Here is a 21,843-nt window from a genome sequence, read left to right as displayed (position 1 = left end):
CCGCCCGAAAGGGACGATATGCAAAACCAGACCACTCCCGGCACTCTACTGACGGCCATGCGGACGAACCCTCCGCTGGTGCAATGCATCACCAACTTCGTCGCGATGAACATCGCCGCCAATGTGATGCTGGCCGCCGGCGCTTCTCCCGCCATGGTGCATGCCGAAGAGGAAGCCGGCGAATTCGCAGCGATCTCAGGCGCAGTGACGATCAATATCGGCACATTATCCACCGACTGGCTGGCTGGCATGACGGCGGCTGCGCGGAGCGCAGCAAAGGCCGGTAAACCCTGGGTCCTCGATCCCGTTGCGCATTATGCCACCTCCTTCCGGCGCGAGGCGGTCGCGGCATTGCTGGAGCTTCGCCCGACGATCATCCGCGGCAATGCCTCTGAAATCATTGCACTCGCCGGCGGCATAAGCCGTGGCCAGGGCGTTGACAGCCGTGATCCCGTCGAACTGGCGGAGGAATCAGCCACGCTACTTGCCCGGAAACATCGAACCGTCGTCGCGGTGACTGGCGCCACTGATTTCGTCACCGACGGAGAGAGAGCAGTGCGCTTAGAAGGCGGCTCGCCATTGATGCCGCAGGTCACCGCGCTCGGTTGTGCATTAACCTGCCTCGTCGGTGCATTCGCGGCGACAAGGCCAGAGGATCCATTCAGCGCGACCGTTGGGGCGCTTGCCGCGTTTGGCGTCGCCGGTGAACGGGCAGGCCGTGAGGCGGCCGGGCCTGGCTCCTTCTCGTGGCGTTTCCTCGATGCGCTGGCCGCCCTGGATGAAAAAGCAATCGACCGGGAAGCGCGGATCACCCCGGCATGAAAAGCTTCGATCTTTCCCTCTACCTCGTTCTCGATCCACTGCTCTGCGCCGGCATAGGCATGGTGGAAACGGCACGTATCGCCGTCGCCGGCGGCGCCACCATCGTGCAACTGCGTGACAAGCATGCCTCGACGGCGAGCATGATCGAAACCGGCCGCGCGCTGAAGCGAGCGCTGGCTGGCACGGAGGCACGCCTCATCGTCAATGACGATGTCGAGGCGGCGGTCGCAATCGACGCCGACGGTCTGCATATTGGCCAGGACGACATGGATGCCCGCGCCGCGCGGCACCTGATCGGCCCCGATATGATCCTCGGCCTCTCGGTGGAAACAGAAGCGCTTGCGGCGGCCATCGATCCCAGCGTCGTCGACTATGCAGGGATCGGCCCTGTTTTTGCGACACCGACCAAACCTGACCACAAGCAGCCGATCGGCTTTGCGGGTCTGGCCCGCATGGTCGATCTCTGCCCTGTTCCATCCGTGGCGATCGGTGGCCTGAAGGCCGAACATGCGGCCGGCGCCCTCTTGGCCGGCGCCGACGGCATTGCCGTCGTTTCTGCCATATGCGGTACGCCGGACCCACGGGCTGCGGCGGCCGAGGTCGCGAGAGCCATCAGAAGGGCGCGCTCATGATCCGAAACGTTCTTTCCATCGCCGGCTCCGACCCCTCCGGCGGCGCCGGCATTCAAGCGGACTTGAAGGCATTCTCGGCGCGCGGTGTCTATGGCATGGCGGCATTGACCGCGCTGACGGCGCAGAACACGCAAGGTGTTTCCGGCGTCCACCCCGTTCCTCCGCAATTCGTCGCCGAGCAGATCAAGGCCATCTTTGCCGATGTGCGGGTCGACGCCGTCAAGATCGGCATGATTGCGAATGCCGCAATCGCCGAAGCGGTCGCCGATGCGCTCGCTCCACATCGAGGCGTTCCGATCGTGCTCGACCCGGTGATGATTGCTAAGGGCGGCGCGGCGCTTCTCGCCGCCGATGCCGTCGACGTTCTGACCAGCCGGCTTCTTCCGCTGGCCACAGTGCTGACACCCAATCTACCGGAGGCGGCGGCACTTCTGCACGAACCGGTTGCCGAAACTCGTCAGACGATGGCCCGCCAGGCGGAAGCCCTGGCAAAGCTCGGTCCGCTGGCCGTTCTGGTCAAGGGCGGCCACCTCGCCGGCGATCGAAGCCCCGACGTGCTCGCAAGCCCGGAAGGTTTGACCTGGTTCGAGGCCAGCCGCGTGCCGACCAAGAACACGCATGGAACCGGTTGCACGCTCTCCAGCGCTCTGGCCGCCGAGATCGCCAAGGGCTCGGCACTGACGGACGCGGTCACTATAGCCAAACATTATCTCGCAGGTGCGGTTGCGGCAGCCGGAACGCTTTCCGTCGGCACCGGCCACGGGCCGGTCCAACATTTCTATGAGCTTTGGCCACACAGAAAGGGATAGCCGACATGAGTCTGCCCCTCAACGAACAGGTCGTCATCGTCTCCGGCGCCGGCCGGGGTTTCGGCGCGGCGATTGCAGCCGCCTTCGCCCGCGAGGGCGCAAAGGTTGCCATCAATTACCGCAACAGCCGCGGGCCTGCTGAAGACCTTGCCGTCCGGCTTGGCGACGATACGCGGGCTTTCCAGGCCGATATCCGCAGCCTGGATGAGACAAAAAGGCTGGTGGACGAAGTTACGGCCCATTTTGGCGCGCCAACCACGGTCGTACACAATGCGCTGTCCGATTTCAGCTTTAACGGCGACGCTCGTCCGAAACTCGATGAGCTCAACTGGTCGGACATATCTGCGCAACTCGACACTGCCGTGCAAGGCGCGCTCAATCTCATCCAGGCTGCACGGCCGTCCATGGCGGAGGCCCGCTTCGGCCGTGTCGTGACCATCGGCACGAACCTCTTTCAAAATCCCGTTGTGCCCTACCATGACTAGACAGCGGCGAAAGCAGCGCTACTCTCGCTGACGCGAACGGCCGCCGCCGAGCTCGGGCCACTGGGAATTACGGTGAACATGGTTTCCGGCGGTCTGCTCCGCACTACGGATGCCAGCCGCGCCACACCGGAAGCGGTGTTTGATCTCATCGCCGCAAACACGCCTTTGCGCCGTGTGACGACACCGGAGGAAGCAGCTGACGCGGTGCTGTTCTTCGCAAGCCCTTGGGCACGGGCGGTAACAGGCCAAAACCTCATCGTGGATGGTGGGCTCGTATTCGGATAGTGATCCTTCATCCTTTCGGCGACTATCATCGTGAGATCTTGCAATGGCACGGGAAACCTGAACCGCGACAAGGGTTAAACGGGCGTGGACACCTACGGGAACTGGTTCCCCTTGCGGCACAGTTGACGCAAGTTTTAGGTGTGATATAATTTTCTGTCACCACCAATGAAAGAGTGAACACATGATCAAGTTCTTATTGATGATGAGTGTACTCGCTTTTGGAATTGCTGGCATTGTCGTCGTTGACGAGAACAGAGCAATGGCCGCAGGCCCCTGCAATTCAGCAGCTCAAAACTGCCCCTGAGAGACAGACCTCGGACGCCTAGCGATGAACGATTTGATCTACGCGGGCGCTATCGTAGCCGGGGCGGTGACGCTGCTGATCGAGGCATTCAGGAATTTCAATTCGCAGACTGGCGATCATCCGTTCTCACTGCACCCCATTCTTAAAGAAGTCGAGGTCAGAAGCCTTTGTACGACCGGTGAGATTATCGCCGGCTTCACGTTCTATGCTGCGCTGTATCTTATCGTCTACGCCGTGGTTTTGGGGTCGGCGGAGGTGTATGAGCTATTGTTGAGCGCAAGCAACGCAAGAAGCGAAATCGGTGCAACCGACAACGTCCTCATGCCGGCGAGTGACCCGTCGTTGCTGTCCGCCACGAGCTACGGCAAACCAATCTTCGTTTCCGCCCTCCTAATTTCATTTCTATCAATTGGCGCTGTAAAACCCATCGAAGCGACGATGAGAAGCCTTGCTCATCGGATGGCTGGCATCCCCCGGGGGGTGTACAGAGTCATAGAGAGCCTACGCGGCGTGGACTATGAAGAGTTTGTAAAAGATCAACCGGGACTGTTGGTCACGATTTTTCGCGGGGCAACTGAATCAATCAAGCACAATATCGGTATTAGCAGGAAAATCGCAGAGATTGAGCTGTCGTTGGCGACGATTGACTACCTCTCGGTCGCCACAAACGCCGACAATCGAATGCTTTACTTCCCGCTATATCAAATGTCTGAGTTGGAATCACTTTCGAAAAAACTCGATGGGCAAATCGCCAGCCTACACAGCATCATAGATAATTTGTCAAAAAAACTACAATCTAAAGGAGAGGAAGGAACGGAAAAGCCCGATACGCGTGAAATGTGGGATGCGCTTTCGAACATCCAACGCGAAGCAGCGATCGTGCGGTCGAATACCATGGCAGTATTCGCCGTCCTCTTTGTGCGCAATAACCGGTCAGTCTTTAGCCAAAGCGGCTTGCTCCGCCGAGGAGCCCAACTCGGCCGCAAAATCTCAAAAAAAGAAGAAACAAGACCGCTGAGCCCGATGGAAAAAACGGTAAAGCGTATCCAAGGAAAATATAACGCCGAACAAAACTCATTCGCAATCAGCATGGTAGTTGGCCTGATCCTCGGCGCGATCGTGACTTTTCTTGTCTACAACCAATGGAGTGACTGGAAAGCAGACAGCAATCCGCGAGTATACAGTGAACAAACGCGCCTTTTAGAGAACGAAATCAAAGATCAGGTAAAAGCAAATAATGACGCAAGAGCAAATAATAAAGTAAATACTAAGGATGCCAACGCCGAACCCGTTTGTTCGCCAACCGACACTGCATACGCTGATTGCAAGAAGTACGAAGCCATTCGCCGATATAATCTTTCGCAACGGCCTATATTCATCGAAACGACAGCGTGGGACACGCTCCATTCGGGACTTGTGGTTTTTTTGAGCGTTTTCTTTGTGCTCGTTGCACGCGAGGTGCGCATCGAGCAACAATCTTGGCGAACGGACTGGAAATTCTATCAATTTCCCTTCCTTACGCTGCTGGGGATGTCCTTCCTGTCGGGGCTGATTGCGATTTTTGCGTCGGCTGCGGTCAACTTCGCGAAGTTGGCATGGGCCGTGAACTTCCATCTGACACAAACGCAAATCATTTTTTTGTTCGAACAATCAGGGGAATTTTTTGCCCTTCATTTTGGCGCCGGGCTGATCCTATCATTTGCGGCCCTCGTTATCATGGACAAGCACAGACATCTCAGCGTGTTTTGGACGGTACTAATCAGTATTATTTTCTCTGCATTATATTATGCATACATGTGGCTTGCGATTTTCTTGACCTATGGATCTGCACTTCCTTCGAAGCCAAACGCGGCTTGGTTCTCCCAACAACTAAGAGACACATTCATTTTCTGTCTCGTGCCATTTCTATTTCTTCTGACCTTTGCCGTTATGCTTGAGGTTACGGAGGCTGGAGACGACGACGTGAAATAGAAACTGAACTAAGGGGAGATCAATGAATACTGCACTGCTCGGTTCGCTTTTCGCGTGTTTTACCCTTATCGCGGGAGGGCTCGCGGAAGCCGAGCCTCCCCAGCAACCGCCAGTTACAACATGCAACGAGAACACGCTGCTTTGCATCGGGGTCCGAAGCGATGCCCGGCCCTTTTCCTACTGGTCGCGTCAGCCCGGCGAGAAGGCATCCGATGCAGCACGTGGTCCGTTGGAACGAGCCGGATATACGGGCTACATGGTCCGGATATGCGATGCCGTCCTTGCCGAAATGATTTTGGATGCAAAGCCAGGTGAATTTACCTTCAACGATATCGGCATCTACGATATTGACATGGCGAGCAAAAGTGCAGTTCCAACGGCTACGTCCGATATTGCGAACAAAGACGCCCCAACGGACAACGCCACTTCCTCGATAAACGATTCGCGCTTTCTCAACCTTGGTGTCAAGTTTGACATACTCTGCGATCCGGCAACGATCACCAATGAACGGCGGAACGGCTTCATGGTTTCTGCGCCGCTCTTTTTGACCGGGATAAGCTATATCACACCCAAGGGAGAGGACCCGCCGAACAAAATCTGTTCCTACCCCGAAAAGCCGCTAATCGGTCTTGTAGGGGGAACTACGGCTCAGAACGAGGGAATCAATGCTCTTCTGATTGCGCATGAACTCCCCAGATTCGACGAGGTGCTCATCGACTACTTGCGCGGCGATCCGTCGAAACGAGAAGCAAAACCCTTTTGTGGGGAGGGTACTGAAAGCAGGATAAAGTCCTATCCCGGGTATACGGCTGCGGCAGAGGCTTTCTGCCGTGATGACTTTCACTACTTTGTCGGTGATCTCGAAATCATTACCGAAAACGTCAAGAGGTTCCCGGGATGCACATATGACAATGGCACGAGGACCTATACGAATGATCGCTACGCGATTTTCGGCAAGGCTACGGCCACGAACAATGAGACGGATACTTCACGCCAATTGCAGGTCGCCCGGTTTTTTGAGTTTCTTTCGCAAAAGGTTGTGTTCAACCCCTCCATCCTGGACAAAGCATTCAGCGACACGTTCCAGGGTGCGACCCCCAGCCACAAACTTGAGGTGTTCTACTGGAGCGTCCGGGGCGAGCGCGAATAAGACGCCATAGCGGAGATACGAGCGCGCGCTATCGTCATCTCCCTTCCCTCAAAACTCCACCTCGAGCTCGACGATTTCGTCCGGCTCGGCCATGGCCCCTTCGGTCCACTCGCTCATCAGCGGCCAGGACAGCACTGTCTCCACATAGGCTGCGAGTTTTGGCTCCAGCTCCACAGCATAGGTGCGAAAGCGAGTGCAGACCGGTGCATACATCGCGTCGGCTACGGTCGGCGCAGCGCCGAACAGCCATGGACCGCCGCTTGTATCGAGGCATTCGGTCCAGATCGCCTTTACGCGCTCCACATCGGGCCGCGCGCCCGAAAAAATCTTGAAGCTCGCATGCCGCGCTTTAAGGTTCATCGGCAATGCCGAACGCAGGTTATGGAAGCCCGAATGCATTTCACCCGAGACCGATCGACAGCCGGCGCGCGTTGCGCGGTCGGCAGGCCAGAGCCCAGCCTTCGGTGCGATCTCATTTAGATATTCGGCGATTGCCAGTGTGTCCCATACCGTCACCTCGTCATGGGTCAGCCTCGGTACAAGAACCGAGGGGGAGAGCAGCAGAAGCTCCTGGCGCGCCTCGTCATTTAGCTCGATAAGCACTTCGACAAAGTCCAGCCCCGCCATCCGGCACAACAGCCAGCCGCGCAGCGACCACGAGGAATAGTTCTTCGAGGAGATTGTCAGTGCTGCCTGCGACATCGCGTTCAAATCCTTGTCGGACAAATAATGCTTTCGCACTGACAATCTTCTCGCATAGCACGACATATTGCACTAACTTTTTTTGCGCTGCCGCATTTCTGCGGCGGTGCGGGAGAAATCGGTTATGCTTTACCAGGCCTACCAGTTCCAGGATGACCTCATAGCACCGCTGCGCGATTTGGCGCGACGCTTGCAGGTCTTTTCCGCAACCGCGTTCTGGGGGCCGGCTGGGGACATGGCGCGGCATTTTTCTGCCGCACTGGAAATGATCTCACGCTTCGAGATTACCCACGAACGACCGGATTTCGCTATCAGCTCGATCATGATCGGCAACCGCGATGTCCCCATCACCGTCGAGACTGTGCTCGACATGCCTTTCGGCAAGCTCCTGCGCTTTGCCGCTGATGTCGACACGCCCCGGCCGCGGATACTTGTCGTCGCACCGCTGTCCGGCCACTTTGCCACACTCCTGCGCGGCACGGTGCAGACGCTGCTACGCGATCACGACGTCTATATAACCGATTGGGCGAATGCTCGGGATGTGCCGCTCTCAGCTGGGCGTTTCGGCATCGACGACTATATGGACTATGTCATCCGCTTCCTGGAGGAGATCGGCCCCGGCGGCCATGTCCTCGCCGTCTGCCAACCCTGCGTGCAGGTGTTGGCAGCGGTCGCGGTAATGTCGGAGGAGCGGCACCCCGCCACGCCGCGCACGATGACTCTGATGGCCGGACCGATCGACCCGCGTGAGAGCCCGACGGAGGTCAACGAGCTCGCCGTGTCGAAGTCGCTCGCCTGGTTCGAGAATTCACTGATCAGCGGCGTTCCGTGGCGCTACTCCGGCCGGGGACGACGCGTCTATCCGGGGTTTCTGCAACTCGTTGCCTTCATGGCCATGAACATGCAGCGCCATCAGGACGCCCACCGCAAGCTCTATGACCACCTGGCGAAGGGCGAGACGGTCGAAGCTGGCAAGATCAAGAGCTTCTATGACGAATATTTCGCGGTGCTCGACCTCACCGAGGAATTCTACCTCGAGACCATCGACCGTGTCTTCCAGAAGGCCGAATTGGCGACGGGCACCTTCACCCATCATGGCCGCAAGGTCGACCCGGGTCAGATCCGTAACACGGCGCTTCTGACCGTCGAGGGAGGGCGAGACGACATCTGCGCCCTCGGCCAGACCTCGGCGGCACACGATCTCTGTCGTTCGCTGCGCCCGCATCTGAAGCGCCACCACCTTCAAGCCAATGTCGGCCACTACGGCGTCTTCAACGGCCGCCGCTGGGAGGGCGAAATCTATCCCGTGGTGCGCAACATGATCTTGGCAATGGAATAGAGCGTCCGTCACCTTCCGATGCCAAGGCGCGGTGCGTTCGATGAACACGCAAAGCTCGCTCTACACAAAGCTCGCTCTTAGTTCCGTTGATGACAGGGCTGAACTTCGGAGGGGGATCCGAATTTGCCGCCGTCGATCTCTGGACCTCGCCACCACATGTGGCGTTGATCGTGGCGATCACCTTCCTTATCAACAGCCGTCATCTGCTGATGGGGGCCGCCTTCGCACCGTTGATGCAAAAACTGTCGCGAAGAAAGGCATTCCTCATCCTCTTTTTCATGTGCGACGAGAGTTGGGCTATGGGGCTTGACGATGCCCGCAAGAAGGGCACGGACCTCAACCCCCGCTACTTTTTCGGTGTCGCGATCGGGCTCTATGCCAGTTGGATCACCTTCACCACGATTGGGGCGGCGATCGGACCTGTCCTGGGCGACGTAACTCACTACGGCTTCGACATGGCCTTTCCGGCGGTTTTCCTGTTCATGCTGGCCGGGATGTGGAAGGGGTTTGCGGCATCCCGCCCGTGGCTGATCAGCCTTGTCGTCGCCGGCGGAACATATGTTTTCGTGTCCGGAGCCTGGTACGTGCCTGCTGGAGCTCTATCGGGCGTTCTTGCCGCCTACCTGCTGGCGAGGCCGTCATGATTGATCCGATATACGCACTGACAATCGCCCTGATGGCGACCGTCACCTACACGACCCGCATCGGCGGCTATATTCTGCTCAGGAATAGGACGATCAGCGATCGGATGAAGGCCGTTATGGAGTGCGCGCCAGGTTGCGTGCTCATCACCGTTATCGCACCGGATTTCGTTACGGGACGTCCTGCCGACCTCGTCGCACTTGTGATTACTCTGTTAGCGGCAACCCGGCTGCCTATCCTGCCGACGGTGGTCATCTCCATCGCTGCGGCCGGCTTGCTTCGGCAGATATTGGGGTGACAGATTACGCGTAGGGGCGACTGCGAGCGGCGAATTGATGATAGTCGAACAGCAACATTGGATCGCGACGCCACAAGGGCGTCTTTATGCGAAAACATGGAACTTGGCGGTCTGCGCGGACTCGCCGCCGATCCTGATGTTCCATGATTCTCTCGGCTGCGTCGCTCTCTGGCGAGAGTTCCCCAGATTGCTCTCGATCAACCTTGGCCGGGGCGTCATCGCTTATGACCGCCTGGGATTCGGTCGTTCCGATCCTTGTGAAGAAGCCATGTCGCCGGACTTCATCGCGGCAGAAGCGGAGAACGTCCTTCCTTTTCTGTTCGAACAGCTATCGATCTCCAATTTCCTCGCCTGCGGGCACAGCGTCGGCGGCGGCATGGCGGTCGAGGCGGCCGCGAGATTTCCGGACCGATGTGATGCTGTGGTCACGATTGCCGCCCAAGCGTTCGTAGAAGAAAAGACGCTCCAGGGTATCAGGTCCGCGCAGGAGGCGTTCCGGTCCGCGGAGAATGTCGCGCGTCTCGGCAAATACCATGGAAGCAAGGCGCAATGGGTGCTGAAGTCGTGGATCGATACCTGGCTTTCGCCGCAGTTCGCCAGTTGGAGCCTTGAACCCGCTCTCGTGAGACTTTGTTGCCCAGTCGCTGCGATCCATGGAGAAAATGACGAGTACGGTTCAACCGCCCAACCGATGCGGATCGCGGGCGAATATGGAACCGTTCGTATCCTGCCTGGCATCGGGCACAAGCCGCACCGTGAATGTCCGGAGCTGTTGGTGAGGACAGTGACAGAAGTCATTCGGGAAATGGCCTGAGCTCCACTTCCGGTGCAGCTGTGACATGGGCGGTAGGTTAGCCTATGTCCGATAGGCGCCGGCGGTGGAAATTGCCTTTGATGAGCACATGCCCAGTCACTCGAATCTGGGCTGAACCACAGATCACCTGGCGCTGGTTGTCAGCATCTCGCTCTTTTGCGTCCGAACCTCATTTTCCTTGACTCCGCCAGAGCACGGCGTTTATTGATACGTATCAGTAATACGTATTAGTGAGACATTGGTTTGGCAAGCGGACGGGCAACGCAAAAGGATGTGGCAAAGGCGGCGGGTGTCTCGCAGGCGACCGTATCGCTCGTGCTGAGCGGCGGCGGCGCGCCGTCCATCCCCGCGGAAACATGGGCTCGCATCACCAAGGCGGCGAAAGAGCTTGGCTATGTTCCCAACCGGTTTGCGCAGGCGCTGAAGACCAGCCGATCGATGACGATTGCCTGCATCGTGCCCGACATTACCAATCCCTTCTATCCTTCGCTGATCCGCGGCATTCAGTCGGTCACCGACGGCCTGAGCTATGATGTCATCGCGGTCAACACCGATGGCTCACCCGAGCGCGAGCGGCATTTTCTCGATTGGGCGCGGCAGGGGCGCGTCGATGGCGTGATCGGTGTATTCTTCACCCTTCGTGCCAGCGATTTCAGCCCGTTGATCGAAGCTGGCGTACCCGTGGTGCGGATTGAATCCTCGAAGAAGCGCGGCGGCGAAATCGCCGTCGATGATATCTTCGTCGACAGTCGAGCTGCCGCTTTTGCCGTGACGGAATATCTGATCGCTCAAGGGCATTCGCGCATTGCCATGGTCGCCGGGCGCGGCGGGCCGCAGGGCAACCGTATCGAAGGATATCGAACCGCGCTCGCCAACGCCGGCTATGAGGAGCATGTCGTCGTTGATGACGAGTTCAGCGAGATTGGCGGCATACGGGCGGCGGAAACCATTCTTGCCAGCGAATTCCGGCCGACCGCTATTTTCGCCGCCAATGACCTGATGGCGATCGGCGTCATGCAGACGCTGCGCGAGCGCAATATCGAAATTCCCGAGGATATAGCGGTCGTCGGTTTCGACGATATCTCTGCGGCCAAGCTTGTCACGCCGACGCTGACCACGGTCGCGCAGTTTCAATGGCAAATGGGAGAACGCGCCGCGCACACGCTGATGGAGCGATTGCGCGGCACCAAGACCGGCGCGGGTACCGCGCTCGAAATGCCTTTCGATCTCATCAAGAGGGGCTCGACGCAGAGCCCTTAAGACAAACCTGGAGGAGGAAAACATGCAACGCCGTACAGTTTTGAAAGCCGGGCTCGGTCTGGCTAGCCTACCGTTTCTGCCTCGCCTCGCATTCGCAGCCGACCAGAAGCCCTTGACGTTCTGGTATGAATCCGCCTCGCCGGAAAACCAGGACAATCTGAAAAACCTGTTGGTCGATCCGTTCAACGCCGCTCATCCGGAGGATCTTCTGAGCATCGATTTCCGCGGCTCGGATCTCGACAAGCAGCTACGCGTCGCCATGCTTGCAGGTACCGGCCCAGACGTCGTCTTTACCGCCGGTCCAAGCTATGTGGCTGCCATGGCCCAGGCCGGGCAGCTCCTGCCGCTCGACGACTATGCCAAGAAATACGGCTGGAACGACAATCTGCTGCCGCTTTTCCTCGAGCTCGGAAAATATAACGGCAAGCTATATGCACTCGCCAAGACCTATGAGACGCTCGGTCTGTTCTACAACAAGACGTTGTTCAACACCAACGGCTGGAAAGCGCCGACCACCATTGCCGAATTCGAAGCTCTGGCCGACGAAATGAAGGCTAAGGGTTTAACGCCCTTCGGCGCCGGCAATGCGGACTGGCGTCCGGCCAACGAGCATTATGTTTCGATCATTCTCAATTCCGTCGCCGGGCCGGAGAATGTCTATAAAGCGTTGACCGGCGCGATCCCCTGGACCGATCCGGCCTTCGTCGCGGCGATCGACAAGCTGGCCGAGTGGTGGAACAAGGGTTATTTCGGCGACAACTATTTCTCGTTGACGCTCGAACAGGCCTTCGCCCAGGTCGCCACCGGCCAAGCCGGTATGGCGCCGACCGGCACCTGGAATTTCACCAACATTCCCACCTACTTCCCGCAGAACAACGCCGAGCCGGGCTTCGTCGGTTTCCCGAGCGCCAAGGGCGATCCGATCTATCCGCTCGGGATCGGCTCGACCCTCTCGATCAATGCAAAGTCGGACAATGCGGACGGTGCAGCCGCGGTGCTGGATTACATCTTCAAGGACGATTTCTATAGCAAGATGAACTCGGCCTGGCAGGGCGAATGGAACCTTCCGCTGAAAGACCTCTCCAATGTGAAGCTCTCCGACAACGTGCTGCCGCTCTATAGCGAAGTCATGAAGAACCTTTCGGCCGCCGTCAGCGCCGGAAAATATGGCTATACGACCTGGACGTTCCTGCCGCCGGCCACCGACACCTATCTGGTCAGCGGCATGGAAGAGGTGTGGCTCAAGAAGATCTCGTCGGCCGACTTCCTGAAGAAGCTGGATGAGACCTTCAAGAGCGAAAAGGATGCCGGCAAAGCTCCCGCGATTCCGCCCCGCGCCTGATCACGCACATGAAGGGCGGTGACTATACACCGCCCTCCCCGGAGGAAAATCCATGCATCGGCTCTACATCGTTCCGACGATGATCATCAATGTTGTCATCGTGCTGGTTCCGGCACTGCTGACAGTCGTGCTTGCCTTCTACAATTGGGACGGCATCTCGACACCAACTTTTGCCGGCCTCGACAATTTCAGGGCACTGGCGGCGGACGGTGTGTTCTGGTCTGCGCTCGGCAACAACATCATTTGGACGCTCATCTTCCTGACGGTGCCGATCGCCATGGGCCTGCTTGCGGCCTCCATGCTGCTGATTGCACGCCGCGGCAGCAACTTCCTCCAGATTGTCTATTTTCTTCCTGTCGTCATCGCCACGCCGATCACGGCGCGCATCTGGCAAGGCATGATCTACAGCCCGGTGACCGGCATTTTCGGCGTCCTCAAGAAATACGGCCTGCCGATCCCCAATCCCCTCACCCAGCCTTCCATCTCGCTCTTCGGCGTCGCCACCGTCGACCTTTGGCACTGGTGGGGGTTTCTCTGCGTCATCTTCTTCGCCGCCCTCAGGCAGGTTCCGCAGGAGCAGATCGAGGCAGCACGGTTGGAAGGCGCCACCTATTTCCAGATGATGCGTTACGTGCTGCTGCCCGGCATCCGGCCAACGATCACCCTCCTAATGATCATGACGGTCATCTGGTCATTCCTTGCCTTCGATTTCGTCTACATCCTGACGCAGGGCGGCCCAGCCTACTCGAGCGAAGTGCTCTCGACGCTCGCCTATCGCCATGCCTTTTACGACCTTAATGTCGGACAGGCCGCGGCCGCAGCGCTGGTCATCAGCATTTTCGGGCTGGTCGGCACCTTCTTCTATGTTCGCATCCAGACGCGGGAGGGCGAACAATGAGACTGGTCGAAAGCCGGGCGACACTAACGATCTCCTATCTCGTGCTCGCCATCTTTGCCTTCATCGCGCTCTTCCCGATCGCACTGCTGCTGCTTAATTCGTTGAAGCCCGCAGCGCAGATCGTACAAAACCCGCTGGGTCTGCCACAGCCGATCCGCTGGCAAAACTTTGTCAATGCCTGGAATCATGCAAAATTTTCCAAGACCTTCGTGAATTCGCTTATCGTCAGCGGCACGACAATCGTTCTGGTCTGCAGCACATCCTCGCTGACGGCCTATGTGCTGGCGCGCAAGAAGATCAAATCCTGGAAGATCTTCACGTTCTATCTTCTGGCCACGACCACAGCGCCGGTACAGCTTTATCTCTTCCCGCTCTATTTCGGCTTCGCCAAGCTCGGCCTGATCAACAATATCTTCGGCGTGGCGCTGATCTATACGGCACTCTTCAGCCCCTTCGCCGTCATGTTGCTGCGGACCTATTTCCTCGCGGTACCGAAGGAGTTGGAGGAAGCGGCGATCGTCGACGGGGCCACATCCTGGCAGGTATTTTCCAAGGTCATGCTGCCGATCGTTTCGCCGGGCATCCTGACCGTCGCGCTGATCATCGGCCTCAATTCCTGGAACGAATTCCTGATCGCCACGACCTTCCTGCAGAAGGCGGACAACGTAACGGCGGTTATCGCCTTCTATCTCCTCTCAGGCCAGTACAGCTCCGACTGGGGCGAGATCATGGCCGCCGCCCTCATCATCGTCATTCCCGTCGTCGCGCTCTTCGTCTTCATGCAGAAGCGCTTCATCGAGGGCATGGCCGGTGGTTCGGTAAAGGGCTGAACCCATTGAAATCACATATGGAGTCATCTGATATGCAGCTTCCAAACGATTATCTCGAACGTGTCTATGCCGGCGTGATTGGCAAACTTGTGGGCGTTTATCTCGGTCGACCTTTCGAGGGCTGGACCTACCGGAAGATCATGGAGGAGCTCGGCCCGATCGAATATTACGTGCACGAGCGTTTGAACCAGCCGCTGGTCGTCACCGACGACGACGTCGCCGGCACATTCACCTTCATTCGTGCGCTCGAGGATTACGGCGTCAAGCCGAACCTTGCGGCCGAAGAGATCGGTAAGGCCTGGCTGAACTATATCGTCGAGGAGCGTTCGATCCTCTGGTGGGGCGGCAATGGCAATTCCACTGAACATACTGCCTGGTTGAACCTCAAGAAGGGCGTTGCGGCGCCAGCTTCGGGGTCGATTGCCACCAACGGCCAGGCAGTCGCCGAGCAGATCGGCGCGCAGATCTTCATCGACGGCTGGGCCATGGTCGCGCCGCGCCAGCCCGAACTTGCGGCCAAACTTGCCGAACAAGCCGGCAAAGTCAGTCATGACGGCGAATCCGTTTATGCCGCGATGCTTTGGGCGGCGATGGAGGCTGAAGCCTTCGGATCATCGGATATCGATCACCTGCTCGACACCGGTCTCGCGCAGATCCCGCGCAACAGCCTGATCGCGAAGCTGATTGCCGATGTCCGCGCATGGCACAAGACCAATCCGGACTGGCGCGATACCCGCCAGAAGATCGAGGACCACTACGGCTACGACAAATATCCCGGCAACTGCCATGTCGTGCCCAACCACGCGCTGATGGTGATGGCCGTGCTTTATGCGCCCCATGACTTCCAGAAGGCGCAGATGATCGTCAACACATCCGGCTGGGACACGGACTGCAATGCCGGCAACGTCGGCTGCCTGTTGGGCATCATGAACGGCCTCGAAGGGCTGGAAGAAGGCCCCGACTGGCGCGGACCGATCGCCGACCGCATGCTGATCTCTTCCGCCGATGGCGGCAACTCGATCAATGATGCGGTGCGCCAGGCCTACTATCTCGCTAATCTCGGCCTTGAACTCGCCGGCGGACAGAGACTCGATCCTCCCAAGAGCGGCGCGCAGTTCCACTTCTCGCTGCCCGGCAGCCAGCAGGGATTCCGCCCGCAGACCGGGCTCGATGTCAGCAAGGCCATGCGCGTCGGCAATGTCGAATTCGAGGGCAGCCGCGCGCTTGCGATCGACTACGAGGCGCTTGGCCCGGGCCAGGTCGCCGCCGTCACCAGCCCGACCTTCTCGCCACGCGAGATGCTGAACATGCGGACCTACGATCTGATGGCGACACCGCTGGTCTATCCCGGACAGGTGGTGGGAGCCCGGATCATCGCGGACACCGCAAACCGCGGCGCCATCGAGGTCCGGCTGCGCGCTCGCGTCTATGACGAACACGACCAGATGCGCGATGTGGAGAGCGAACCGAAGAAAGTCGGTCCGGGCGAACAGGCAGTGCTCGAATGGCAACTGCCGGATACCGGCGGGCAGCCGATCGCCGAACTTGGGCTGGCCATTTCAAGCACGGGTAAACGCGCCGATGGCAGGTTGTTGGTCGATCATCTTCGCTGGGACGGCACACCCGCTTTGACGCTGCGCCGGCCGCAAGGCGACGGCGATTTCTGGCGTATGTCCTGGGTCAACGGCGCAAGCTTCTTCTCCAAGCGGTTTCCCCAGGCCTTCCGGATTGCACAAAACCGCGGCGAAGGCATCATCATCCACGGTACGCGCCAGTGGAAGGATTATCAGGCTTCGGGGATTGTCATGCTGCATCTCGGCAATTACGGCGGCCTCGCCGTCCGCGCCCAGGGCCTTCGGCGCTACTATGGAGCGCGCGTCACCCGCGACGGCAAGATGCAGATCGTCCGCGTCAGGGACGACGACATCCATGTCTTGGCTGAAGCGGCCTTCAAGACCGAGTTCGAAAAGCCGATCTCGATGCGCGTCATCGCCAAGGACGACAAGATCGTCTTCGAGGCTGACGGCGTCTCGATCTCGGCCACGGATAACGGTCCTGAAGCGTTCAGCGACGGCGGCATCGGGCTTCTGGTGCACGAAGGTGCCCTTTCCTCCAACGAAATCCGCGTGGGGGCCGTCCAATGACTGCCTGTGACCGGGAAGGAAACTGACCATGGCGACAGTCACGATCGATAAGGCACGCAAGGCCTATGGCGCCGTTGAGGTGCTGCACGGAGTTTCGGTCGACATTGCCGACGGCGAGTTCGTCGTGCTCGTCGGTCCGTCCGGCTGCGGAAAATCCACACTGCTTCGGATGATCGCAGGTCTTGAGGACATCACCGACGGCACCATCAGCATCGGCGGGCGGGTCGTCAACAACCTGCCCCCGAAGGAGCGCGACATCTCCATGGTCTTCCAGAACTACGCGCTCTATCCGCATATGACCGTTTCCGAGAACATGGCTTTTTCGCTGACGCTGGCCAATGCGCCGAAGGCGGAAAAGCAGAAGCGCGTCTCCGAAGCCGCGCAAATTCTCGGGCTGACGCCTCTGCTCGACCGCTATCCGCGGCAGCTCTCCGGTGGCCAGCGCCAGCGTGTGGCGATGGGACGGTCGATCGTGCGCGATCCGCAGGTTTTCCTGTTCGATGAACCGCTCAGCAATCTCGACGCCAAGCTGCGGGTGGCAATGCGAGGGGAGATCAAGAGCCTGCACCGGCGCCTGACGACCACGACGATCTATGTCACGCACGATCAGGTCGAGGCAATGACCATGGCCGACCGGATCGTCGTGATGAATGAGGGCCGGATCGAGCAGATCGGCGCGCCGCTCGAACTCTATGACAACCCCGGCAGCGTCTTCGTCGCCGGCTTCATCGGTTCGCCTTCGATGAATTTGCTGAAAGGCAGGTTGGACGTGTTGAATGGCGCGCCGGTCTTCCGGCTCGGCACGGATGCAACGCTGCCGATACCCTCCGGTGCCGGCCCGCTGCCTGATACTGCCGAAATTTACGGCGTTCGGCCCGAATATCTCGGCGTTGCACAACCGGGAAACGGTATCGCCGCGAAAGTCATCGTCGTCGAGCCGCTCGGCTCGGAAATTCAGGTGACGATGTCGGTCGGCGATCAGACCATCGTTGCGCTCTTTCGCGATCGGATCAACGTTCAACCTGACGAAACCATATGGCTGACGCCGCAGGTGGATCGTGTGTGCCTGTTCGACAAAAATGGGCTGCGCCTACGTGCTTGATCCAGTGATGCCTGCAGACATCCAGCCAGAACATCCAAGCTAAGATCAGCACTCATTGATTGAGACGGAAGATAACGGTGGCTGCGATTAGAGTGTTGGGCTTCCCGCTCTGAACTGATGTAACCTCTCGAGCGCAAGTTGCCGCCGTTCTCTAAAGGGCCTTGACGCGAGGTGGGCGCATGTCATTTAACTGCGCCCATGAATGAGATTCGTGCAATCTGCGTCTATTGTGGATCTTCCCCTGGTAACGACGCCGCTTATGTCGAGGCAGGTGAGCGGTTGGGATCTGCCCTGGCAGCCGCTGGACTGAGGTTGATCTATGGCGGCGGAACCACCGGCGTCATGGGTGCTGTCGCTCATGGAACATTGAGTGCTGGCGGCGAGGTCGGTGCGATCATTCCGAGCTTTCTTATCAATCGGGAAACGACCAAGGCCGCGCTGACCAAGTTCAACGATGTAACGATCACAGAGACCATGCACGAGCGCAAGCACAAGATGTTTGAACGCTCGGACGCTTTCGTGGCCTTGCCGGGCGGTATTGGCACCGTGGAAGAGATTGTTGAGATCATGACGTGGGGCCAACTCGGCCAACACCGCAAGCCGATGGTGTTCGCCAACATCAATGGCTTTTGGGACCCTATGCTTGGCATGCTCGATCATTTGCGCCGTGCAGGTTTCATTCACAGCGGCCATCTGATGCAGCCCATTGTAGTTGATCGCGTCGAGGCGATCATTCCGGCCATTGTCGCGGCCGCCGAAGAAATTGATACGTCTGGCAACGAAATTCCCTCTGTCATCGACAAAATGTAGCGGTATCGCGAACTGTCGCCGCTTCAACCCTAGCCTTGAGTGGGCGCCTCACTATCCTTTGACGATGGACAAGATCATAGCTGGATTGCCGCCCCTGGGATGACTTATTTTAGATCCCTGCTTTACCACTTTGGCCGTCGCTCCCGCGAGCAACCGCAGAAAGAATGCAATCAACCAGATCCTGTTCTCTAAATGGCTTTGTCAGGGAGCAGATAATGTCCGCGCCCAGCCCTCGCGTGCGCGCTTCCTCGCCTGGAAAGGCGGTGATGAGAACAGTCGGGATACTCGTGCCTAATGCGACGAGACGCCGGTGCAGATCAAGCCCGCTCATTCCGGGCATATGGATGTCCGTCACTAGGCACGTGGTACTGCGCAGAAGCGGAAACCCCAAGTAATCTTCCGCAGATGAAAAAGTTTCGGCATCAAATCCAAGCGACCTCATGAGCCCTTTGATAGCCTCACGCATCGATTCGTCGTCATCGACGATTGCAATCAGAGGCTTCTTGGTTTGCACTGCTGTCTCCATCATTCGCTACAGGCGTTTCGCACAATTCTGTCGTTGTGGTGCGAGAGATAAGATACATCCGCATGCAAGGGCGACAAAGGCATCGGAAGCTATACGATGGTATAGGTTGTCTAAGACGTGCGGCGGCCGCCACGAGTGGTAGCATGTGCGGGTCGCTTATTCTCATCAAAGGCAATGGCAGCGATTACCGGCACTTAGGCTTGGCAGAGCGAACGACAGCAGCGCTCCTACGAATAGCCTGATGGCCTTGTGGCTGATTTAATTCGCGCGCATTCTTATATGCGACGAAGCTTAGTTTCAGAACTGGCGAAGGAGACAGGGAAGTGTTCTCACCGCGACATATGCGCTCCGCTGGCGGGGTTGCGCCCGGACCTACTACTGCGGAAGGTCCGGACAGGGCGCGTCCGCAAGAGCCGATTTGTCTTGGAAGGCGCTAACGATGACCGAGGCGCCAGCAAAAATTATCGTCATCGATGATGATCCAGCGATCCGCGAAGCGCTAGGCAGCCTGCTGCGATCCGTTGGCTTTGACGTGATTCTTCTCGCTTCGGTGGGCGACTTCCTCAAGTCTGGACGGCCCGACACCCCGACTTGCCTCGTGCTCGATGTCCGGCTGCCGGGACAAAGTGGTCTTGATTTTCAGCGAGAGTTGTCGCGGGGAAATATTCAGCTCCCGATTGTCTTCGTCACCGGACATGGCGACATTCCCATGTCCGTCCAAGCGATGAAAGGGGGCGCGATCGAATTCCTGACCAAGCCGTTCCGCGACCAGGATTTGCTCGATGCCGTTCATGTCGGCTTGGCGCGCGACCGCTTGTGGCTTGAGAATGAAAAGGCGTTGGCAACGTTGCGCGCAAGGTTCGACAGCCTGACCCAGCGGGAGCGAGAGGTGATGGCTTTGGTGGTCACCGGACGGCTGAATAAGCAGATCGCCGCCGATCTGGGGGTGAGCGAAGTTACCGTGAAAGTTCACCGCGGCCAGGTCATGCAGAAGATGCGTGCCAAGTCCTTGACCGAACTCGCCCGCATGACCGACAAGCTGGAGCTCGCGCTAGGAAAGCCGCTAGGCGCTTAGGTCAGCATTAGACCCGCGTATAAGTCATCCCCTCCTCCCTGGTAACCGATCCTTCCTCGTGGCCAATAGTCAGGTCGGGGAGCTTACTGTTATGGTTGGGATGCTTTTTCCCGCGGGGCCGTCCCCCCAACCAAAACCGGCCCCTGCCTCAAGCCCCTCCTGCCGCCAGGAGGGGCTTTTTTGCTGCCCGTTGGAGCGACCGCACGACTACAGACGAGACAAGATCAGGAAGTTGGTCCGGAAAAGGGAATGGCTACTACCGGCTTCATCGCGGCAACGAGATGGCAAGGACGGCGCGAGAGTTTGGACAGTCCCAGGGCTGAGCCAACCACCGTCATGATCGCTGGCGAAACGCATCGGCTGGTTTTTGGATTGTTTGAAATGACCGACCTCGGTCTCCCGCAGGTCAATTTTCGTCCCCCTCAAGCATCATCGGCAAGGACGCAGCTTTTACGAGCTGGGGGCGTGGGTCAACATCGACGACGTTCTAGTGCACAACCACATCGATTGGAGGAGACTGCTCCTCAATTGCCTTTACAAGTCGGTCAAGCGCGAGTGAGTAGCAGAAAAGACCGAATAGCGTCCCTGTGGCATAGAGAGTAAACGCAGAAGCCCGGGCATGCAGTACATCACCTGCAAGAGGCACGATTGATCGGCGCGGCATGATGGAAAACATCATCAAATGTACCTCAGCACCAATAATCGGCGCTGATTGGTAGTCTGGCGGCATCATCGTCACGCGTCGGGAGAAGAGCCTCAGCGGGATCAAATTGGCTTCGATGCGATTGACTTGCGGTATCATGATCATAATCCTTAGAAAGAGCGGGGAGGAACAAAGAGGCAAATGGTGCGGCCGGCAGGCTCGCCTGCCACGGTGCATTGATGAAACCGCCCGTCCGGGCTGGTCTTGATGCGACTATCTCGTGATGTAATGAGCTCTCCAGTGAGCTTGATGACATAGCCACGAGAGTCTTCTAGAACAGCTCGGTCGCGGATTTCGTGGCAATCAAATCCGCTGCAGCACGACAATGGGTATGTCCATCCGTTCGGCTGTGCTGCTGTTGGCGTCGCATCATGTGCCGCCGCCGGAGCAGCGGTCACGGCTGCAAAAAGAATAACTGCTAGCTTACTCATGATCCGTACCTCGACGGTGAGTAGAGAAGGCTTCGATTTCGAAGCTTTCTCTCGATCAGGTTTCGGCCGCTGTTAAAATGTCTCCGCCGTTTCAAGCGGTTTTAGCTCTCGTCGTGTTGAGCGGTTTGTTGACCCATTCGGCGGCCACTTGTGGGGAACCGTCACGCGGGAGGATACACTTGGACCATAGCAGTACGCCGCCCGACGTGACTATTGGCCGGGAGGACGGATCGGATACCAAAGAGGAGGAGATGACTTATACGTAGGTCTATTTGCTTCGTGCTGCACTGTGAAGCAAAAGCGACAGGTACCACACGGGGTATTTGGACCGAACCATCATTGTGCGAATGGATGATCGCAGTGCGAGGCGGCGGCTTGCACTCCATCGCTCTGGAACTGAGATTTATATCTTGCTAAATTAGCAATTAGAAACGTTACGATACTGGGCCGACCGACAGGTTCCTAGCGA

The 21,843-nt window shown here is 58.2% G+C and carries 19 protein-coding genes and 2 pseudogenes; 18 read left to right on the top strand and 3 right to left on the bottom strand.

The genetic code is table 11. The features are described from left to right. The first annotated feature begins 18 nt into the window (after window positions 1–18). The 6 genes and pseudogenes from thiM to FHT86_RS20790 all read left to right on the top strand — a co-directional run bounded on the left by thiM (window position 19) and on the right by FHT86_RS20790 (window position 6,458). The gene (gene thiM / locus FHT86_RS20815) at window positions 19–822 is read left to right on the top strand and encodes a hydroxyethylthiazole kinase (protein ID WP_133709384.1); all 804 of its coding nucleotides are present in this window, start codon (window positions 19–21) and stop codon (window positions 820–822) included. Continuing rightward, a complete protein-coding gene (thiE, locus tag FHT86_RS20810; protein ID WP_133709383.1) occupies window positions 819–1,454 on the top strand; it encodes a thiamine phosphate synthase in 636 nt (211 codons plus the stop codon). Before thiM ends, thiE begins: the two co-directional genes overlap by 4 nt. Continuing rightward, window positions 1,451–2,263: a bifunctional hydroxymethylpyrimidine kinase/phosphomethylpyrimidine kinase gene (thiD, locus tag FHT86_RS20805; protein WP_133709382.1), complete on the top strand. Its 813-nt coding sequence runs from the start codon at window positions 1,451–1,453 to the stop codon at window positions 2,261–2,263. The genes thiE and thiD overlap by 4 nt, the downstream gene beginning before the upstream one ends. Before the next feature lie 5 nt (window positions 2,264–2,268). Beyond that, a pseudogene (locus tag FHT86_RS20800) lies at window positions 2,269–3,033 on the top strand (3-oxoacyl-ACP reductase). Between the two features lie 328 nt (window positions 3,034–3,361). Further along, window positions 3,362–5,308, top strand: a complete 1,947-nt coding sequence (locus FHT86_RS20795; protein WP_133709381.1) for a hypothetical protein — start codon at window positions 3,362–3,364, stop codon at window positions 5,306–5,308. A gap of 22 nt (window positions 5,309–5,330) precedes the next feature. Continuing rightward, on the top strand, window positions 5,331–6,458 hold the full coding sequence (locus FHT86_RS20790) for a transporter substrate-binding domain-containing protein (protein WP_133709380.1): 1,128 nt from the start codon (window positions 5,331–5,333) through the stop codon (window positions 6,456–6,458). A gap of 48 nt (window positions 6,459–6,506) precedes the next feature. On the opposite strand, the gene FHT86_RS20785 is transcribed toward FHT86_RS20790, so the two are convergent. Then, window positions 6,507–7,160, bottom strand: a complete 654-nt coding sequence (locus FHT86_RS20785; RefSeq protein WP_133709848.1) for a glutathione S-transferase — start codon at window positions 7,158–7,160, stop codon at window positions 6,507–6,509. A gap of 124 nt (window positions 7,161–7,284) precedes the next feature. On the opposite strand from FHT86_RS20785, the gene FHT86_RS20780 reads away from it, so the two are divergent. The 11 genes and pseudogenes from FHT86_RS20780 to FHT86_RS20730 all read left to right on the top strand — a co-directional run bounded on the left by FHT86_RS20780 (window position 7,285) and on the right by FHT86_RS20730 (window position 18,639). After that, window positions 7,285–8,499: a polyhydroxyalkanoate depolymerase gene (locus FHT86_RS20780; protein ID WP_133709379.1), complete on the top strand. Its 1,215-nt coding sequence runs from the start codon at window positions 7,285–7,287 to the stop codon at window positions 8,497–8,499. Between the two features lie 80 nt (window positions 8,500–8,579). Then, window positions 8,580–9,143 (top strand): annotated as a pseudogene (locus tag FHT86_RS20775) (AzlC family ABC transporter permease); the annotation flags it as partial. Continuing rightward, on the top strand, window positions 9,140–9,439 hold the full coding sequence (locus FHT86_RS20770; RefSeq protein ID WP_133709377.1) for an AzlD family protein: 300 nt from the start codon (window positions 9,140–9,142) through the stop codon (window positions 9,437–9,439). The pseudogene FHT86_RS20775 and the gene FHT86_RS20770, both read left to right, overlap by 4 nt. A 37-nt stretch (window positions 9,440–9,476) precedes the next feature. Further along, a complete protein-coding gene (locus FHT86_RS20765; protein ID WP_133709376.1) occupies window positions 9,477–10,253 on the top strand; it encodes an alpha/beta fold hydrolase in 777 nt (258 codons plus the stop codon). 243 nt (window positions 10,254–10,496) lie between these two features. Next, complete coding sequence (locus FHT86_RS20760) at window positions 10,497–11,513, top strand: LacI family DNA-binding transcriptional regulator (RefSeq protein WP_133709375.1); 1,017 nt, start codon at window positions 10,497–10,499, stop codon at window positions 11,511–11,513. A 22-nt stretch (window positions 11,514–11,535) separates the two neighbouring features. Next, complete coding sequence (locus FHT86_RS20755; protein ID WP_133709374.1) at window positions 11,536–12,855, top strand: ABC transporter substrate-binding protein; 1,320 nt, start codon at window positions 11,536–11,538, stop codon at window positions 12,853–12,855. A gap of 52 nt (window positions 12,856–12,907) precedes the next feature. Further along, the gene (locus FHT86_RS20750; RefSeq protein ID WP_133709373.1) at window positions 12,908–13,753 is read left to right on the top strand and encodes a carbohydrate ABC transporter permease; all 846 of its coding nucleotides are present in this window, start codon (window positions 12,908–12,910) and stop codon (window positions 13,751–13,753) included. After that, complete coding sequence (locus FHT86_RS20745; protein ID WP_133709372.1) at window positions 13,750–14,583, top strand: carbohydrate ABC transporter permease; 834 nt, start codon at window positions 13,750–13,752, stop codon at window positions 14,581–14,583. The genes FHT86_RS20750 and FHT86_RS20745 overlap by 4 nt, the downstream gene beginning before the upstream one ends. Window positions 14,584–14,615: 32 nt before the next feature. After that, entirely contained in the window at window positions 14,616–16,727 is a 2,112-nt protein-coding gene (locus FHT86_RS20740; RefSeq protein ID WP_133709371.1) for an ADP-ribosylglycohydrolase family protein, read from the top strand. Window positions 16,728–16,755: 28 nt separating this feature from the next. Then, window positions 16,756–17,829 carry an ABC transporter ATP-binding protein gene (locus FHT86_RS20735; RefSeq protein ID WP_133709370.1) on the top strand — a complete coding sequence of 358 codons (1,074 nt, stop codon included), beginning with the start codon at window positions 16,756–16,758 and terminating at the stop codon, window positions 17,827–17,829. 198 nt (window positions 17,830–18,027) lie between these two features. Beyond that, window positions 18,028–18,639, top strand: coding sequence for a TIGR00730 family Rossman fold protein (locus FHT86_RS20730; protein ID WP_133709847.1), 612 nt, complete (start codon window positions 18,028–18,030; stop codon window positions 18,637–18,639). A gap of 109 nt (window positions 18,640–18,748) precedes the next feature. On the opposite strand, the gene FHT86_RS20725 is transcribed toward FHT86_RS20730, so the two are convergent. Beyond that, on the bottom strand, window positions 18,749–19,153 hold the full coding sequence (locus tag FHT86_RS20725; RefSeq protein ID WP_133709369.1) for a response regulator transcription factor: 405 nt from the start codon (window positions 19,151–19,153) through the stop codon (window positions 18,749–18,751). Between the two features lie 451 nt (window positions 19,154–19,604). Here FHT86_RS20725 and FHT86_RS20720 point away from each other — a divergent pair, with 451 nt between their 5' ends. Then, a complete protein-coding gene (locus FHT86_RS20720; protein WP_133709368.1) occupies window positions 19,605–20,240 on the top strand; it encodes a response regulator transcription factor in 636 nt (211 codons plus the stop codon). Window positions 20,241–20,727: 487 nt separating this feature from the next. On the opposite strand, the gene FHT86_RS20715 is transcribed toward FHT86_RS20720, so the two are convergent. Then, window positions 20,728–21,042 (bottom strand): hypothetical protein, encoded by a 315-nt coding sequence (locus FHT86_RS20715; RefSeq protein ID WP_133709367.1) that lies wholly within the window; start codon window positions 21,040–21,042, stop codon window positions 20,728–20,730. Window positions 21,043–21,843: the final 801 nt, after the last annotated feature.

It is taken from the genome of Rhizobium sp. BK313 (assembly GCF_014193655.1).
Taxonomy (GTDB): domain Bacteria; phylum Pseudomonadota; class Alphaproteobacteria; order Rhizobiales; family Rhizobiaceae; genus Rhizobium.
Note: the sequence above shows the minus strand (reverse complement) of the source record. Positions and strands in the feature narration are given on the sequence as shown.